The organism is Amycolatopsis ultiminotia (assembly GCF_039536925.1).
Taxonomy (GTDB): domain Bacteria; phylum Actinomycetota; class Actinomycetes; order Mycobacteriales; family Pseudonocardiaceae; genus Amycolatopsis; species Amycolatopsis ultiminotia.
In genome coordinates, this window is the sequence record NZ_BAAAZN010000009.1 from 69,124 (window position 1) to 85,497 (window position 16,374).

General features: G+C 70.2%; 13 protein-coding genes. 6 read left to right on the forward strand and 7 right to left on the reverse strand.

Annotated features, from left to right (window positions below):
- The first annotated feature begins 1 nt into the window (after window position 1).
- Together ABD793_RS21385 and ABD793_RS21390 are read left to right on the forward strand one after the other, a co-directional pair.
- Entirely contained in the window at window positions 2-826 is an 825-nt protein-coding gene (locus ABD793_RS21385; RefSeq protein ID WP_425548737.1) for an ABC transporter permease, read from the forward strand.
- A 20-nt stretch (window positions 827-846) separates the two neighbouring features.
- The gene (locus ABD793_RS21390; protein ID WP_344862625.1) at window positions 847-1,701 is read left to right on the forward strand and encodes an ABC transporter ATP-binding protein; all 855 of its coding nucleotides are present in this window, start codon (window positions 847-849) and stop codon (window positions 1,699-1,701) included.
- Here ABD793_RS21390 and ABD793_RS21395 read toward each other — a convergent pair whose 3' ends face one another.
- The 4 genes from ABD793_RS21395 to ABD793_RS21410 all read right to left on the reverse strand — a co-directional run bounded on the left by ABD793_RS21395 (window position 1,702) and on the right by ABD793_RS21410 (window position 7,105).
- Window positions 1,702-2,421, reverse strand: a complete 720-nt coding sequence (locus ABD793_RS21395; RefSeq protein ID WP_344862627.1) for a hypothetical protein — start codon at window positions 2,419-2,421, stop codon at window positions 1,702-1,704.
- A 104-nt stretch (window positions 2,422-2,525) separates the two neighbouring features.
- Window positions 2,526-3,743 (reverse strand): acyl-CoA dehydrogenase family protein, encoded by a 1,218-nt coding sequence (locus ABD793_RS21400; RefSeq protein ID WP_344862629.1) that lies wholly within the window; start codon window positions 3,741-3,743, stop codon window positions 2,526-2,528.
- A 45-nt stretch (window positions 3,744-3,788) separates the two neighbouring features.
- Complete coding sequence (gene mdlC / locus ABD793_RS21405) at window positions 3,789-5,375, reverse strand: benzoylformate decarboxylase (RefSeq protein ID WP_344862631.1); 1,587 nt, start codon at window positions 5,373-5,375, stop codon at window positions 3,789-3,791.
- 89 nt (window positions 5,376-5,464) lie between these two features.
- Window positions 5,465-7,105, reverse strand: a complete 1,641-nt coding sequence (locus ABD793_RS21410; RefSeq protein ID WP_344862633.1) for a S53 family peptidase — start codon at window positions 7,103-7,105, stop codon at window positions 5,465-5,467.
- Window positions 7,106-7,373: 268 nt separating this feature from the next.
- On the opposite strand from ABD793_RS21410, the gene ABD793_RS21415 reads away from it, so the two are divergent.
- On the forward strand, window positions 7,374-7,856 hold the full coding sequence (locus tag ABD793_RS21415; protein ID WP_344862635.1) for a sigma factor-like helix-turn-helix DNA-binding protein: 483 nt from the start codon (window positions 7,374-7,376) through the stop codon (window positions 7,854-7,856).
- A 27-nt stretch (window positions 7,857-7,883) separates the two neighbouring features.
- Here the strand turns inward: ABD793_RS21415 and ABD793_RS21420 are convergent, their stop codons facing one another.
- Both ABD793_RS21420 and ABD793_RS21425 read right to left on the reverse strand, forming a co-directional pair.
- Window positions 7,884-8,561 (reverse strand): copper homeostasis protein CutC, encoded by a 678-nt coding sequence (locus ABD793_RS21420; RefSeq protein ID WP_344862637.1) that lies wholly within the window; start codon window positions 8,559-8,561, stop codon window positions 7,884-7,886.
- Complete coding sequence (locus ABD793_RS21425) at window positions 8,561-11,365, reverse strand: sensor histidine kinase (RefSeq protein WP_344862639.1); 2,805 nt, start codon at window positions 11,363-11,365, stop codon at window positions 8,561-8,563. The genes ABD793_RS21420 and ABD793_RS21425 overlap by 1 nt, the downstream gene beginning before the upstream one ends.
- Before the next feature lie 198 nt (window positions 11,366-11,563).
- On the opposite strand from ABD793_RS21425, the gene ABD793_RS21430 reads away from it, so the two are divergent.
- Complete coding sequence (locus ABD793_RS21430; protein ID WP_344862641.1) at window positions 11,564-12,529, forward strand: ABC transporter substrate-binding protein; 966 nt, start codon at window positions 11,564-11,566, stop codon at window positions 12,527-12,529.
- Here ABD793_RS21430 and ABD793_RS21435 read toward each other — a convergent pair whose 3' ends face one another.
- Window positions 12,530-13,147 (reverse strand): LppU/SCO3897 family protein, encoded by a 618-nt coding sequence (locus ABD793_RS21435; RefSeq protein ID WP_344862643.1) that lies wholly within the window; start codon window positions 13,145-13,147, stop codon window positions 12,530-12,532.
- Window positions 13,148-13,226: 79 nt separating this feature from the next.
- On the opposite strand from ABD793_RS21435, the gene ABD793_RS21440 reads away from it, so the two are divergent.
- Complete coding sequence (locus ABD793_RS21440; protein WP_344862644.1) at window positions 13,227-14,873, forward strand: DNA repair helicase XPB; 1,647 nt, start codon at window positions 13,227-13,229, stop codon at window positions 14,871-14,873.
- A gap of 686 nt (window positions 14,874-15,559) precedes the next feature.
- Window positions 15,560-16,321 carry a DUF4253 domain-containing protein gene (locus ABD793_RS21445; protein WP_344862646.1) on the forward strand — a complete coding sequence of 254 codons (762 nt, stop codon included), beginning with the start codon at window positions 15,560-15,562 and terminating at the stop codon, window positions 16,319-16,321.
- Window positions 16,322-16,374: the final 53 nt, after the last annotated feature.

Consider the following 16,374-nt stretch of genomic DNA (forward strand, 5'->3'; position numbering starts at 1 on the left):
TGTGCTGCAGAAGCCTGCCACGGTGCGCACCCGCGGACGGGTCGGCCGCGGGGTCGGCGGATTCGCCCGCAAGTGGCTGCTGTTCGTGGTGCTCGTGCTGCTGTGGGAACTCGTGACCCGGCTGACGGTGAGCGTGTTCTTCCCGCCGCCGTCGGAGATCGCGGTGGCCGCGGCCAAACTGTGGTTCTCCGGGCCGGCGTCGCAGCTGTTCCTCGGCGACGCGGTGTTCGATCACATCCTGCCCAGCCTCGGCCGGGTGCTCGGCGGCTGGCTGCTGTCGGTGGTGGTCGGCGTCGCACTCGGCACCGCGCTCGGCCGTTCGCGCACCGGGATGGATTACGTGGGCCCGCTGTTCGCGTTCTTCCGGGCCATCCCGCCGCCCGCGCTGGTGCCGGTGTTCATCGTGTTGTTCCACATCGGACCGGGCATGCAGGTGGCCACCATCATCTTCGGTTCGCTGTGGCCCGCCCTGCTCAACACCGTGGACGGCGTGCGCTCGGTGGACAAGGTGAAGGTGGAGACCGCCCGCGCGTTCCGTACACCGCGCAGGTACTGGATCGGACTGGTGGTGCTGCCTGCGGCACTGCCGAAGATCTTCGCCGGACTGCGGTTGTCGCTGTCCATTTCGCTGATCCTGATGGCGATCTCGGAGCTGGTCGGTGCGCTCAACGGCATCGGCTACGCACTGCTCGCCGCCCAACAGGCCTACGACTACGACCAGATGTGGGCGTGGGTCGTGCTGCTCGGCATCCTCGGATACGGGTTCAACGCCGCCCTCCTTGCCATCGAGCGCCGGGTGCTCGGGTGGCAGCCCGGCCGGAACTAGTTCTTCTCGGAAGGTGTGCAATGTCGACCATGCTCGAGGTCTCCGGCCTGAGCCACCGTTATGGCACCGGGGACGCCGCACACGTGGCGGTGCGCGATCTGTCGTTCGAGGTGGCAGCCGGGCAGCTCGCGTGCATCGTCGGACCGTCCGGCTGTGGCAAGTCGACCCTGCTGCGCGCAATCGCCGGACTGCTGCCGCCCACCGCGGGCACGGTCAGCCTGCACGGTGACCGGGTGACCGGCGTGCCGGACGACCTAGCGGTGGTGTTCCAGGACTACAGCCGTTCACTGTTCCCGTGGCTGTCGGTGGGCAAGAACGTCGAATTCCCGTTGCGCTGGAGCAAACTCGACAAGGCGACCCGGCGCACCCGGGCCCGCGAGGCGCTGAGCGCGGTCGGGCTGTCCGGGGTCGAGGGCAAGCTCCCCTGGCAGCTGTCCGGCGGTATGCAGCAACGGGTGTCCATCGCCCGTGCGCTGGCCAGCCGCCCGGCGCTGCTGCTGATGGACGAGCCGTTCGCCTCGGTGGACGCGCAGACGAGGTTCGATCTGGAGGACCTGCTCCGCCGCGTGCAGACCGAACAGGGCACCACGGTCCTGCTGGTCACCCACGACATCGACGAAAGCGTGTACCTCGGCGACCGGGTGCTGGTGCTGTCGAAGTCCCCGGCCCACATCGTGGCCGACCTCCCGGTGGGCCTGCCCGCCCAGCGCGACCAGATCACCACGAGGGAGTCCTCCCAGTTCGTCTCCCTGCGCAGCGAAGTGGCCCGCCTCCTGCACGGCCCGGCCGCAACCGCAGCCGCCGACGCAGCGGAATGGGCAGCGGCGGAGCAGGCGGATTCCACTGTGTCCAAAGTGGAGAACGCGCAGAACTGATCACACCCGGGGAAACCACACCGAGACGTCGGCAAGCGCATCGAGCGTGCCGTCGTCGAGGTGCCCGTCGACCGTCTCGGCTTCCGCAACCACGAGCGTCCGGCGGTCGACGCGGGAGCCGAAGTGGTGCCCGGAGAAGGACAGCCCGGCCAGGCCGAGCACAGCCCCGCCGAGCGGCTTGATGTCCCCGCTGCCCTGCACCTGCTCGACCTTCCTACCGCCGGTCGCGTCGCTACGCTTCGGAAACCCGACGCGCACGAGCGAAATCGCGGCGGCGTTGCCGTGGCCGTCCCCCACGGCGTAGAGACCGCGGTCCAACGACGTGCACCGGTGCTCGGCCAGGTAGTCCTGCACTCGATCGGTGGCCGCGGCCAGGCACTCGAGCTCGTGTTCCGCCTTCTGCTTGAGCTGTTTGAGCTTGAACCGGCCGAAGGTTTCGCTCTTGCGGCCGCGCTGTGCGGATTTGCGCCCTTCCGCTTTGCGGGTCTTCAGGCTGCGTCCGGGCAGCGAATCCGCGACATCGCCGGAAAGGTTGCCTGGCAACGCCTCCACCGCCGACCCGGCTTCGATCCCCGCCCCGCCCAACCCGGTCGCCGCGCCACCGCCGACCGCCGCGACCACGGCGACTGCACTCACGAAGACCTTGGCCCCGCCGCCCTTCTTGGGCGTGATCGGGTAGACAGTTCCGTCTGGACGCGTGCGGTACTGCTGTTTCGCCATCCGTCCCTCCCCTGGACACCGTGGCCGAGCCGGCCACGGTAATCCGCGAGGGCGGCGAAGATCACCGGTTTTCCGGAGGAATCACCCATTCGTCAGAACGGCGATCAGCCCTGTGCGCGCGAATCCGGTCCGGTCTCGTCCGGGCCGATCTCCGGGAGCGGGCGTTCGCCGAGCACGGTGGCGCCGACCAGCTTCCTGGTCACCATGTTGCCCATCGGCATGAACGTGCTCGCCTGGATGTCTCGCCACATGCGCTCGAACGGCAGCGCCTTCGTGTACGACATCCCGCCGAGGACCTCGACCAGGCGCTGCATCACCTGTACCGCGTTGTTGGCTGCCACGTACTTCACCGTCGCGCAGCGGGCCACGCCGTCCTGCACGTCGCCGGTGAACAGGCGGCGGCTCAGCACGTCGCCGGCGTGGTGGTGGATCAGCGCACGGGAGCTTTCCAGCAGGATCTGGCATTCACCGATCGCGTCCTGCAGCACCGGGTCGGCCGTCTTCCCGCGCTTGACCAATGAGCGCACGGTCCAGTCGAGCGCACCCGCGGCGACTCCGGTGTAGACCGCGGAGAACGCCGGCATCGCCCACGCCCACACGGTTTCCAGCACGCGTGCGTCGAGGTGCTTGACCGGCAGCGAGTGCACCACGGCCGCGTCCTCGACGAACACCTTGTCCAGTTCGACGTCGTTGCTCTGGGTACCGCGCATGCCCATGGTGTCCCAGGTGCGGTGGATCGTCACACCCGGCTGGTCGAGCGCGATCTGGCAGAGCAGCAGCCGCGGACCGCCCTCGGCGTCCTCGTACCGCGCGGTGGTGGAGCAGTGCGTGGCGACCGCCGAGTTGGTGGCGAAGCTCTTGCGGCCGGTCAGTTCGAACCCGCCCTCGACCCGCACCGCGCGTGTGCTCGCGTCGGTCATGTCGTTGCGCAGCCCGGTTTCGCTGGTGATCGACGCCCAGACCAGGTCGCCGTCCACCGCCTTGCGCAGCAGGCCCTCCAGCCGCGGGGACCGGGTGCGCCGCCACACGCTCGCCCACTGTCCCAGCGGGGACAGGTGCATGGTGAACGCCAGCGCGGTCGCGCCGTCGCCCATGGCCAGCCGCTCCAGCACCGGCAGGATTTCCGGCAGGCCCGCACCGAACCCGCCGAGTTCCTCCGGTACCGAGAGCCGCAGGAACCCGGCCTCGCGCAGATCGTCGTAGTTCTCGTGCGGGAAGGTGTTCTCCCGGTCGTGCTGCGCGGCACGTTCGGCGAACACGTCGGCGAGCTTGCCCGCACGGTCGACGAGTTCCTGCTGTCCGGGGGTCAGAAGTGGCTGCACTCTGCCATCTCAGCAGCCCCGTCCGATCGGGTCAATGCGGGATCATCAGTACAGCGTCTGCGGATTCGGATCCACCTTGACGTGCACCAGGCTCGGTCCTTCCGCGGCGAGCGCGGCAGCCAGCGCCGGACGCAGCTGCTCGGCCCGCACCACGGTGTGTGCCGGGCATCCCATGCTCTGCGCCAGCGAGGCGAAGTCGATCCCGCCGAGTGCGGTGCCCGGCACCTTCCGTCCGCCGGCCGTCTCGCCGAGAATCCGGACCGCGGCGTACTGCTCGTTGTCCAGCACCACGAAGGTGACCGGCACGTGCTGCTGCGCGGCGGTCCACAGCGCCTGCACGCAGTACATGCTGGACCCGTCGCCCAGCACGGCCACCACCTTGCGATCGGGCCTGCCCAGCGCGGCACCGACCGCGGCGGGCAGACCGTAGCCGAGAGTCCCGCTCGCCACGGTGAGGAATCCGGTGTCGGTCGAGGTGATCGGCAGCCGCTCGTGCAGCACGTTGCGGTGACTCGGCGTCTCCTCGACCACGATCGCATTGTCCGGCAACAGATCCGCAACGACCGCATAGGCGAAGTCGGGTGAGATCGGGGTGCTCGCGGCGGGTTCGGCCGGCACCGCGGGCCGGGCGGGCACGGTCCGCTCACCTGCCGCGACCTGTTCGGTCAACGCGCGGATCGCGAGCCCCGGCGTCGACCGGATGCCGACCCCGTTGGCGGCCCTGGCGAGCACCTGGTCGTCGTCGTTCACCAAGTACACCGGCGGCAACGAGGTCTCCGGTTCACCGCGGTAGACGTGGTAGGTGAACGCGGGCGCGCCGAGGACCAGCACGACGTCGTGCGCCTGCAACGCCTCGGCGACCGCCTTCCGCTCAGGCTGCAGGAAACCGAGGAACAGCTCGTGGTCCTCCGGGAACGAACACCGCGCCGACATCGGCGCCGCCCACACCCCGGCACCGAGTTTTTCCGCCAGCGCAATGACATCCGGCACCGCGCCGTCCTGGTCGACGCTCGCACCGACCACCAGCGCCGGATGCCGCGCCCGGTCGAGTGCGGTGGCGAGTTCGGCCAGCGCATCCGGATCCGGTGCGAACCCCGCCACCCTGCGGCCGGCAGGCAAGGGCATGGTCGCCTCGGCGTCCCAGTCGTCCACCGGAACCGAAACGAACACCGGACCCTGCGGTGCCTGCGTTGCCACGTGGTAGGCGTGCGCGATCGCGGCAGGCACGTCCGCGGCCCTGGCCGGTTCGACGCTCCATTTCACGTACGGCCGCGGGAAGTTCGCCGCTTCCACCGCACCGAGGAACGGCTCGTCCGGCAGCAGTGACCGGGTCTGCTGCCCGGCCAGCACGATCAGCGGCGTCCGGTTGCGGTACGCGGTGAACACGTGCCCGAGCGAATGCCCCACCCCGCCTGCGGAATGCAGGTTCACCAGCACCGGCTTCCGCGTCGCCTGTGCGTATCCGTCCGCCATCGCGACGACGGCCGACTCCTGCAGGCCGAGCACGTAGGCGAAGTCGTCCGGCCATTCGGTCAGGAACGCGATCTCGGTGGTGCCGGGATTGCCGAACACCGTGGTCAGGCCGAGGTTCCGCAGCAGTTCGCGGGTGGCCTCCCGGACAGTGCGAGTCATGCCCCCACGCTATCCCGGCCGGGTCGACCTGCCGCGCACGAGGGCCCCTTCCCCGGTGCCGGGAAAGGGGCCCTCGACCGGAGACTGGCTCAGCCGATCAGGCCGGACAGCCCGGAGCCCTTGAACGAGCCCCAGCCGGTGACCTGGTCGTAGCCGGTGCCGGCGCTGAAGCCGGTCGTACCGTTGAAATCGTTGTTGCCCTTGGTCACGTCGTTGAAGCCGGTGCCGTAGTCGGAACCGTTGCCGATGCTGTAGAACTTCTCGTTCAGGTTGCCCAGCGAACCGCCGTGGACCTGGTTCTGCAGCACGGTGAAGGCGGCCCACAGCGGGGCCGCGCCGGAGGTGCCCCACACATTGCCGGTCTGGCCGCCGGAAACGACGGTGTAGGCCGAGCCCTGTGCCGCATCCGCCGAGACGTCCGGGACCTTGCGCTTGGTCGTGCTCTGCTTCGACTGCCACGACGGCGCGTCGAAGATCGTCGAGATGCCACCGCCGCCGGCACCGCCGGAGGCGCCGTCGTTCCACGCAACCTCACCGCTGTAACCGTTCGACGAGTCCACCGAGAGCTCGGTGCCGCCGACGCCGGAGATGTTCGGGTCGGACGCGGGGAAGTCCACCGCCTTGTCCTTCGAGCCGCTCTGGCGGGCGCAGTCGGTGGTCCCGTCGTCACCCGCGGCAGCGAAGTAGCTGATGCCCTCCGCGGCGCCGGTGGAGATGGCCTTGTCCACGCTGTTGGCCGCCGAGGCGCCTTCGGCCGCCTCGCAGGCCCCCCACGAGATCGACACGACGGAGACCTTCTTGTCCGACGCGATCTGCTGGTACATCGCCAGCTCGCCGGCGCTGGAGTTCTCCGCCTCGTACACGTAGGAATCGGCCTCGGCGGCGAGCGCGTGCACGACCTCGAGGTCCAGGTCGACCTCGGTCTCGCCCTCACCGGGGTTGGAGTCGTAATCGGCGCCGTTGACCGACACCGTGTTCACCGAGCCGGCCTTGAGGTTGTACTTCGAATCGTAGGCGGCGATGTCCGCCTTGTCGTAGCCGTCGAACTCGACGAAGCCGACGTTCACCCCGGCCCCGGTGGCGGACAGGTCGCCGGTGCCGTAGGCGCTCTGGAGAATCGGCGGGGTCACCGCCTTGACCTCGCGCGGCGCCTTGGTGGCGGCGGAGTGCTGTTTCACCCCGTGGTTGTCAAGGCCGACCACGGAATCGACGACCGACGACACGGCCTTCGGCAGTGCCGGCGCAGCGTCGTTGGCGAAGAACTTCCGGCCGGTGACCGAGTCGAGGTAATTGCCGATCCCGGTGTGGAAGGTGGATTCCAGCTGGGCCGCGGTCCCGGAGAAAGTGACCGCCTGCCGGTTACCGGAAACCTTGATTCCGGTCGCCCCGTTTTGTTCCAGGAATTTCACTGCTTGGTCTGCTTCGGCCTGCGTTGGGCCAAATGCAGCATTGAACTGTTGCGGGGTCAGGAAGTGGTGGTACTTCGGTGACGCCGGGTTCTGCACGTCCGCGAGGAACTGCTGCAGCGCCTGCTGGTTGTGCAGCTTCAGCGACAATGCGGCGGTGATCCGCTGGCCGGCGTCGGTATCGCCGGTGCGCGCGCTCGCGGCGAGCGGTGCGGCGTTACCGGACAGCGTAACCAGCGGGTCGGCGTGGGCCACGCCGGTAAGAGAAAGGCACAGCAAGGCCGGCAGCGGGACAGCCGCGGCGACGAGCTTGCGCATTCGCATGGCGTTTCCTCTCATAGGGGGGACCGGGTCGAAACGCCGTGCCGTGGCCCGAGCTCGACCTGTTTCGCCGAGCATAAGAACCGAACCGGAGTCGAGGAACCTACTTTTGGCTGACCTTGTGATTAGTTGGTTTTTGTTTCACCCGAGCAATTTCTGGCCGATTTATCCGGTCTCGTCCGGATTCACCCGGTCCGCCCGGTGATCAAGAAAAGAGCAACATGGACAATCCGGGCCGGCAGGAGGAAACTCTCGTGCCGGGGAGGCCGGGATGTCCACCGACGAGGGTGCGCCGCCGGCCCGGGTGGACGCCCGGCTGGTCGAAGCTGCCGCGGCCGGCGAGCGCGGCGCGGTGGACGAACTGCTCACCGGGTTGCGCCCGCTCGTGCTGCGGTACTGCCGTGCCCGGCTGGACCGCACCGCCGCGCAGCGGTGCGCGCAGGACACCTTGCTCGAGGCGCTGGCCCAGCTGCCCGGACGGGTCGGACAGGCCGGACAGCCACTGCTGCCGCTGGTCTTCGGGATCGCAGGCCGTCGCGTCACCGAAGAGCTCCGGCGACACCCGCAGACCGGGCCCCCGGATCCACTCGACCGGCTCCCGCCCGCGCACCGCGACCTGCTGACCCTTCGCGTGGTGCTCGGCTTCACCGCGGAGCAGACCGCGGAAGCACTGGGGCTGCCCGGCGCGGCCGCGGTGCGGGTCGGCCAGCACCGCGGCCTCACCGCCCTGCGAAAGCTGCTCCAGGAAGGCTGATTCTCAGCCCTTGGTCGGCTCGGCGTCTCAGCCCTTGGTCAGCTCCGCCCACTCACGCACGGCGGCCACGTCGACCGGCGCATCCCATCCGGACGGGCGGACCGCGCCACCCACGTGGAAGCCGCGCACACCGCCGGCCCGCAGCAGGTGCACTTGCTGCGCCCGCAGTCCGCCGCCGACCAGCAGCTTCGGACCGTCCTCGCGGCGGGCCAGCCGCTGCAGCACGGACAGGCCGCTGCCGACGCCGTTCGGATGTCCCGCGGCCAGCACCGTGTCGCAGCCGAGTTCGGCGAGCACGGCACAGGCGGCCAGCGGATCGCGGGCCCGGTCGATGGCGCGGTGGAACGTCCACGGCTGCCCGTCGATCTCCTTCACCAGCGAGCGGCAGGCGTCCACGTCGACCTCGGCGCCCTCGGTGAGAAACCCGAACACGAACTCGCGCGCGCCAGCCTCGACCAGTCCGGCCGCGGTGGCGCGCAACGCGTCGAGGCCGCCCGCGGCGAACGAGTTCTCCGCCCGCAGCATCACGCGGACCGGCAGATCGGTCGCCGCGAGCACCGCGCGCACCGTCTCCTCGGCCGGGGTGAGCCCGTCGTCGGCCATGTCGGCAACCAGCTCGAGCCGGTCCGCGCCGCCCTCCTGCGCGCGCTCCGCGTCCTGCGCGCTCAGCGCGATCACTTCCAGCAGCGCGGTTGTCGAGCTCATCAGTCTTCCGTTCGATCCGAGGGCGGGGTGTCGTCCCCCCGGGCGTGCCGGCCGCGCCGGAACCCGCCCTGCAGGCTCGTCATCCGCTCACGCACCGCTTCGGGGGTAAGCGAGAGTATCGGCCGCTGTTCGGGCACCTGCCCGGGGTCCGCCACGTCGGCGACGCGCAGGAACGGCCAGGTGGCCTCGGCTCCGTCCTCCTGCGCCAGCTCGGCGGACGTCGGCCACTGCGGTGCCTCCGGCGATCCGGCCGGCCCGGCCGCCTCGTCCGGATCGACGGTGGGGAACGCCACCGGCACCGGCTCCTCTTCGGACACCGGCTCGGGCACCGGGTCCGGCCGGGGCAGACGGTCGGGTTCGGGCTGCGGCACCGGGAACGGCTCCGGCTCGAGCAACGCGTCCGACACCGGGAACGGCTCCGGCTCGGACGGCGCATCGTGGGCAGGGAACGGATCGAGCAACGTGTCCGGCTCGCGGAATGCCTCGAAGTCGGAGGTCGCCTCCGGCATCAGTACGCGCGGTTCCGGCGGGGTGGGTGGTTCGTCGTCCGGCGCGGCGGCGTCGAACCAGCGCGACAGCACGTCGCGGTAGGCAGGCATCCGGTCGGTCGGCGCGTCGAGGTCCAGGTGGGAACGCTCCTCCGCGGCAGGCGGCCACGACGAGGCGCTCTCGACCACCGGCGCCCGCCGCGGCGGACCGGGCTCCAGTACCGGGGTGACCAGCGGCCCCTGCTCGGGCGGCTCGTCCGGGATGAGCGGGGCGAGCAGTTCCGGTTCCGGCGCGGACGCCGGTTCGGCAGGCACGACCGGCTCCGGCAACGCGGGCGCCTCGATGATCAGCGCCGCGGGCACGAGCACGGTCGCGGTCAGCCCGGTCTGCTCCCCCGGCCGCAGCGAGACCTGGATGTCGTGCCGGACGGCGAGGGTGGCCACCACGTACAGGCCCATCCGCCGGGACACCTCGACGTCGACGTCCGGCGGATCGGCCAGCCGGACGTTGGTCCGGTCGATCTCCGCCTGCGGCATGCCCGCGCCGCGGTCGGTGATCTCGATCCGCCACTCCCGATCCGCAGTCCACTCGCTGTCCACGGTGACCGGGGTGCGGTCGCCGGAGTAGCGGGTGGCGTTCTCCAGCAGCTCGGACACCACGTGCACGAGGTCGTTGACCGCCTCGCCGCGCACCGCGAGCGCGGGAGCCGGGCCCACCTCGACTCGCTGGTAATCCTCCACTTCGGACAGTGCAGCACCGACGATCTCGTCGGCGACCACCGCACCGGAGTCCTCGCGCGCGAGGTCGGTACCCGACAGCACGAGCAGGTTCTCGCTGTTGCGCCGCATCCGGGTGGCGAGGTGGTCCAGTTCGAACAGTCCGGCGAGGGTGTCCGGATCCTGTTCGCCCGCCTCCATCCGGTCGAGCACCGACAGCTGCCGTTCCACGAGGTCCTGGCTGCGCTGCGAGAGGTTCACGAACATCGCGTTCACATTCTCGCGCAGCATCGCCTGTTCCGCGGCCAATCGCACCGCCTCGCCGTGCACCGCGTCGAACGCGCGCGCGACCTGCCCCACTTCTTCGCGGGTGAACACCGGCACCGGGGCGACCGCCGCACGATGCGGGAGGTTCTCCGGTCCCGGATCGGGTTCGGTGAGCAATCGCTGCACGGCTTCGGGCAATCGGTGGTCGGCCACGTCGAGTGCGGTACGCCGGAGAACGCGCAGCGGCCGCAGCAGCGAGCGGGCGATGACCGCCGACAGCAGCCCGGCGACCAGCAGCACAGCCAGCACGACGCCGCCGTCCCAGATCGTCGACGTGCGGGCGCGGGCGGCGAGGGCATCGGTCTGCTCCTGCAGCTGGACGAGCAGCGCCTGCTGCACCTGGTGCGCCAGGTTGACCGTGTAGGTGGACGCGGTGTCCCACCGGTCCGGGTCGAGCCCGGACAGCGGCTGGTCGTTCTCCGCACGCAACAGCGCCGACTCGACCATGTCGTTGCCGATGTCCACCACGAGGCCGATCACCGTGTCGTCGTACATCCGCTGCTGGTCCGGCGTGGCGAAAGTGCGGTAGTCGTTGCGCGCGGCGGTCAGTTCGGCCTCGGCGCCGAGCAGTGAGCGGGTGCGGTCGCGGTTGAGCGTGCCCTCGGCGAGCGCCTCGGCCAGTACCGCGCGCTTCACCGACATCTGGTCCTTGATCCGCGCGAGCGCGTTGCCTGCCAGGCGCAGCCGGGCCAGCTCGGCGTTCGAGACGTCGGCGGCCGCGGTGTCACTGATGTCGAGCAGGCCGGAGATCAGTTCGCTGTAGGACCGCAGCACGGCGTCGGCCGGAAAGGCGGAGTGCTCGGACGAGTAACGCAGGCCGCCGAGCACGCGCAGCCGGTCGTCGCTTTGTTGCAGACTGCCCGCCGCGGTCACGTCGAGCCGGGCACGGCTGTCTGCGAAGGTCTTCTCGAACGCGCCGATCGACTGGTCCACCCGGACGCGCTGGCCGGCGAGGCCGGTGGTGGGACCCTGCCGGTCACCGGCGACGAACCGCACCGTGACGTCGCGTTCCCGCTGGAGCTGGTGCACCATCTCGGCCACGGTGGCATCGACCCGGCTGCGCGCGGCGAACTCGGCGAGCTGCCGCGCGTCGCCCAGATCGCCGTTGATCCGCAGCCCGACCAGCACGACCACGGCGAGCGCGGGGATCAGCAGTACGGCGAAGAGCTTGGTGCGCAGGTGCCAGTTCCGCAGCCGCCACCGACCGCCCACCTTCCGCACAGCGGGATCCGCCGCGTCGCCCGATCGGGGACGCTCGTCACGACGGGTCACCTGTGCTTCCTTTTCCCCCGTGGGACCCCTACCCACGGACGTCGTCGAGGGTGTCCGCGCTCAACCTACTGAACAGACACGACCAAGGCGCGGATCCGGAAACCACCCTGGCGAGGGTACGGCCCCGTCGGCGATCGTATGGGCAGTGGCCCATACGATCCAGCACGAGACGGAGATTCTCCTGGCGGGGGAGAGCACATGAAGCTGATCGGTCCGGCGTTTGCGCTGGTGGCGGTGCTCATCGCGAGCGCGGGCTGCGGCCTGTTCACTTCCGGTGACAGTCCACGGCAGCCCTCACCCGAACGGAGTACCTTGCGGGTGGGGGTCGCCGATCCGATCGACACCGCGCCGTTGCGGATCGCGGTGGCGGCCGGAAAGTTCCGGGAATCCGGCCTTGACGTCGAGCTGGTGGACCTCGGCGGCGACGACGGCGTCGCGAAGCTGACCGCCGGACAGGTGGACGTCACGTTCGGCAGCGACGTCTCCCTGTTCCGCGCGGCCGCCGGGGGCACCGCGCTGCAACTGCAGGGCGAGGCCTACACCTCGGGCCGCAACACGATCGCCCTGGTCACCCTGCCCGGCTCGAACTACGACGAGCCCACCGCGAAGAAAGCGCCGAAGATCGCGGTGTACCGCCAGGACGACATCGGCGCGCTGACCGCCCGGTCGATTCTCGCCACCGCGGGCGTCGACCCGGCGAAGATCCACCTGGTGCCAAGCCCGTACCAGCAGATGCCGCAAACCCTGCAGGCCGGCGGGGCGGACGCGGCGGTGATGGTGGAGCCGTACATCACGCGCGCGGAGAAGGAGCTGGGCGCGCAGATCCTCGCCGACGGCTCGAACGGCGCGACGCTCGACTTCCCGTCTTCCGGCTACGCGGCGACCGGTGCGTTCGCAGCGGCGAACCCGCGCACCCTCAGCGCGTTCCGGCACGTGCTCACCCAGGCCCAGCAGACCGCCGCCGACCCGGCCACGGTCCGTGACGCACTGCCGTCGTTGTCCGACATCGACGAGACCACCGCGGCGCTCATCTCGCTCGGCACCTACCCGACGACGCTGTCGGCAACCCGCCTCCAGCGCGTGGCGGATCTGATGCACAGCTCCGGACAGATCCCGAACCGTCTCGACGTACAGGCGATGCTGCCGCCGGAAGACCAGCAGTAACTAGATGTGCGCCCCAGTCGGCTGAAGACACACCGTGCGGACCGGCGGACCCGCGTACACGAGCGCAGTGCTGTCCTCGCCGCAGCTGCTGCCCGACCGCTGTCCCCGGTGCACCTCCGCGCGCGCTTGCGCATCCGGATCGTCGCACGCGACCTTGCTGATGGTGGCTTCGTCGTCGACGTCGCGCAGGCAGTCGCCGGACGAGACGTTCAGCGCCAGGCACAGCGTCCTCTGCGCCGTACGCGACGCACGTCCGGAGCCGAAGATCTCGAAGCGCACGTAGTCCTCGCCGCGGCAGGAGGAACTGCCGCGAACGATCTTGTCGACCCGGTAGGTGGCACTGCGGTCCGAGCAGTCGGCGCGGTGGTAGCTCTGCGTGTCGTCACCCGCCTCGCTCAGGTAGAGGCAGGTGCCCGACGACGGCGACTCGTCGGAATTCGCGATGGACGCGACGCCGAACGCGGCCAGCACGCCCAGCCCGAGCGCCAGCACGACGCCACCCGCGATGAGCCCCTTCACCTTGCCGGACACGCCCTTCGGCCGGACGGGAGGCGGGAACTGCCGCGGCGGCTCGAACGGGTTCGGCACCTGCGGTACGCCGAACTGTGGTGTGGTCACGGGGTCCCCTCCTGCTCCGGCCTTCGGGTCATCTTGGCATCCCCGGAACCCGGCTCGGGAGGGAACGTATAAAGGACAGGTGACCGATGGCCCCTTGATCGTGCAGTCCGACAAGACCGTCCTGCTCGAAGTCGACCACCAGCAGGCCGACGACGCGCGGATCGCGATAGCGCCGTTCGCCGAACTCGAACGCGCGCCGGAGCACGTGCACACCTACCGGATCACGCCGCTGGCGCTGTGGAACGCACGAGCAGCCGGGCACGATGCCGAGCAGGTCGTGGACGCGCTCACCACGTATTCGCGGTTCCCGGTGCCGCAGCCGCTGCTGATCGACGTGGTGGACGTGATGGGCCGGTTCGGCCGGCTGCAGATCAACCACCATCCGGCACACGGCCTGGTCATGTCCACCACCGACCGCGCGGTGCTGGAGGAGGTCGCGCGGCACAAGAAGATCAGCCCGATGCTGGGCGGGCGCATCGACGAGGACACCGTGCTGGTGCACCCGTCCGAGCGCGGGCGGCTCAAGCAGGCGCTGTTGAAGGTCGGCTGGCCTGCCGAGGACCTTGCCGGGTACGTCGACGGCGAGGCGCACGCGATCGCGCTGGACGAGAGCGACTGGGAGCTGCGCGACTACCAGCGGAAGGCCGCGGAGGCGTTCTGGGCAGGCGGCTCCGGTGTCGTCGTGCTGCCGTGCGGGGCGGGCAAGACGCTGGTCGGCGCGGCCGCGATGGCACAGGCCAAGGCAACCACGCTGATCCTGGTGACGAACACGGTCGCCGGACGGCAGTGGAAACGCGAACTGGTCGCGCGCACGTCGCTGACCGAGGACGAGATCGGCGAGTACTCCGGCGAGAAGAAGGAGATCCGGCCGGTCACGATCGCCACCTACCAGGTGATCACGCGCAGGCAGAAGGGCGAGTACAAGCATCTGGAGCTGTTCGACACCCGGGACTGGGGCCTGGTGGTGTACGACGAGGTGCACCTGCTGCCTGCGCCGGTCTTCCGGATGACCGCCGACCTGCAGTCCCGCAGGCGGCTGGGGCTCACCGCCACCCTGGTGCGAGAAGACGGCCGGGAGGGCGACGTGTTCTCGCTGATCGGCCCGAAGCGCTACGACGTGCCGTGGCGCGACATCGAGGCGCAGGGCTGGATCGCCCCCGCGGAATGCACCGAGGTCCGGGTGACCCTGACCGACGCGGAGCGCCTGTCGTACGCCACCGCCGACGCGGACGAGCGCTACAAACTCGCCGCGACCGCGATGACCAAGACCCCGGTGATCAAGTCCATTGTGGACCGTCATCCCGGCGAACCGACCCTGGTCATCGGCGCGTACCTGGACCAGCTGGAGATGCTGGGCGACGAACTGGAGGCCCCGGTGATCCAGGGCTCGACCAGGAACAAGGAACGCGAGGAACTGTTCGACCGCTTCCGCCGGGGAGAACTGCGCACGCTGGTGGTGTCGAAGGTGGCGAACTTCTCGATCGACCTGCCCGAGGCCTCGGTGGCGATCCAGGTGTCCGGCACCTTCGGCTCGAGGCAGGAGGAGGCCCAGCGCCTCGGCCGCCTGCTACGCCCAAAGGGAGACGGACGGCAGGCCCACTTCTACTCGATCGTCTCCAGGGACACGGTGGACACCGAGTACGCCGCCCACCGCCAACGCTTCCTGGCCGAACAGGGCTACGCATACCACATCGTGGACGCCGAGGACCTGCGCTTCCCCGGCTGACCGGAACTGAAGCACCACCTCCGTCCACAACCGGCCGCGCCTGCCCATCGCAGCCACCCCCGCTCCTGCGCCTGCCCGTCGCAGCCCCCCGCTCCTGCGCCTGCCCGTCGCGGCCCCCACCCCTGCGCCTGCCCGGACCGGCCCACCACCCGCGACCACGCTCCGCGTACAAAACCACCCGACGATGCCTCCACCAACGCATCCAACCGACCCAACCACCGGTGCCCACCCCCGCGACGTCTCCGCCCACACAGCCGACCGACTCAGCCACCCCAGCGACGTCACGGCCGACGCATCCAACCGGCTCAATCACCCGCGCTCGCCCAGCGGATCCCGGCATCCGGACCCCGCACCCCAGGCACCCCGGCCGTCCGCGCCCATCTCGTCGGCCCCGACACCCACCTGCCCGGCAACCCTGGCCGCCGCGCCCTGTCTCGACGCCCCGCGAGCCGACCCACCAACACCTCGACACCCACCCCAGTCACCCACCCCAGTCCGCGTGATCACCCGTTTGCCTCAGAAACCCCTTCCGTCACCGTCGCCTCACCCGTTCCTCCAGAATACCTCTGACCAGCACTTTCCCGCACTCACTCGAACGGATGATCGAACAAACCCCTGGAAATTGTCAGGCCATCGAACTACTGTTCGATGTACAGGCACGCGAACACCAGTTCGAGGGGAAGCTCATGACGATCGCACCGTTCCGCCCCGGCGTTGGGGCACCGCCGGTCCAGACGTTGCCGCCAGGGCGCTGGCATGGGCGGATCTGGGTGTCGGACGAGCCGCTCACGCAGCCGCAGCGGTACCTCACCTGCGTCGCGGAATTCGAGCGGACCGGGCTGTGGCCCGTGCTGATCCCGCCTGACCAGCGGTTCACCGCGCGGGGCGAGGATTGGCTCGACGACCGGGGCCGGCTGGTGCCCGCCGGGCACCGGATCGACTCCGCGGATCCCGAGGCGGCGCTGGCGCGCTGGTGGGACGCATCCTGCTGCGACGGTGCGTGCCTGCGGCCGTTCGGCGCCCGGTTTCCCGGTCTCGCCCGGCGGTCGCACCGTCGTTCGGACCCGCTCGCCGAGGCGGGCAACACCGGGACCGTCCTCGCCACCCGCACGCCGCACCGGCTCGGCCTGGTCCAGACCGATCGGCCTGCCGACCTCCCCGCCCGCATCGGGTGGACCGGCATGATCAAGTCCACCGACCAGGTCGCGGAGCTGTCCTCCGTGCTCCGCAGCTGGGAGGACCGGTTCGGCGCCTCGCTCGTCACGCTCGGGTTCGATTCGCTCGAGCTGTCGGTGTCCGCCCCGCCCCGCACCCAGGCCCGTGCGCTCACCGTGGCAGCGGAGCACCGCGCGTTCAGCCTGCCGACCTACCTCGCCCAGCCCGGAAACCTCCGGGAGTACGCAAGCACGTTGCTTCGGACACGCCGGTGGCGGTTCTCGTGGGCATGAGCGGACGCACGCCAAGCCGGGAGCCGAAGCCATGAGACGCACGTCCTTCCGCC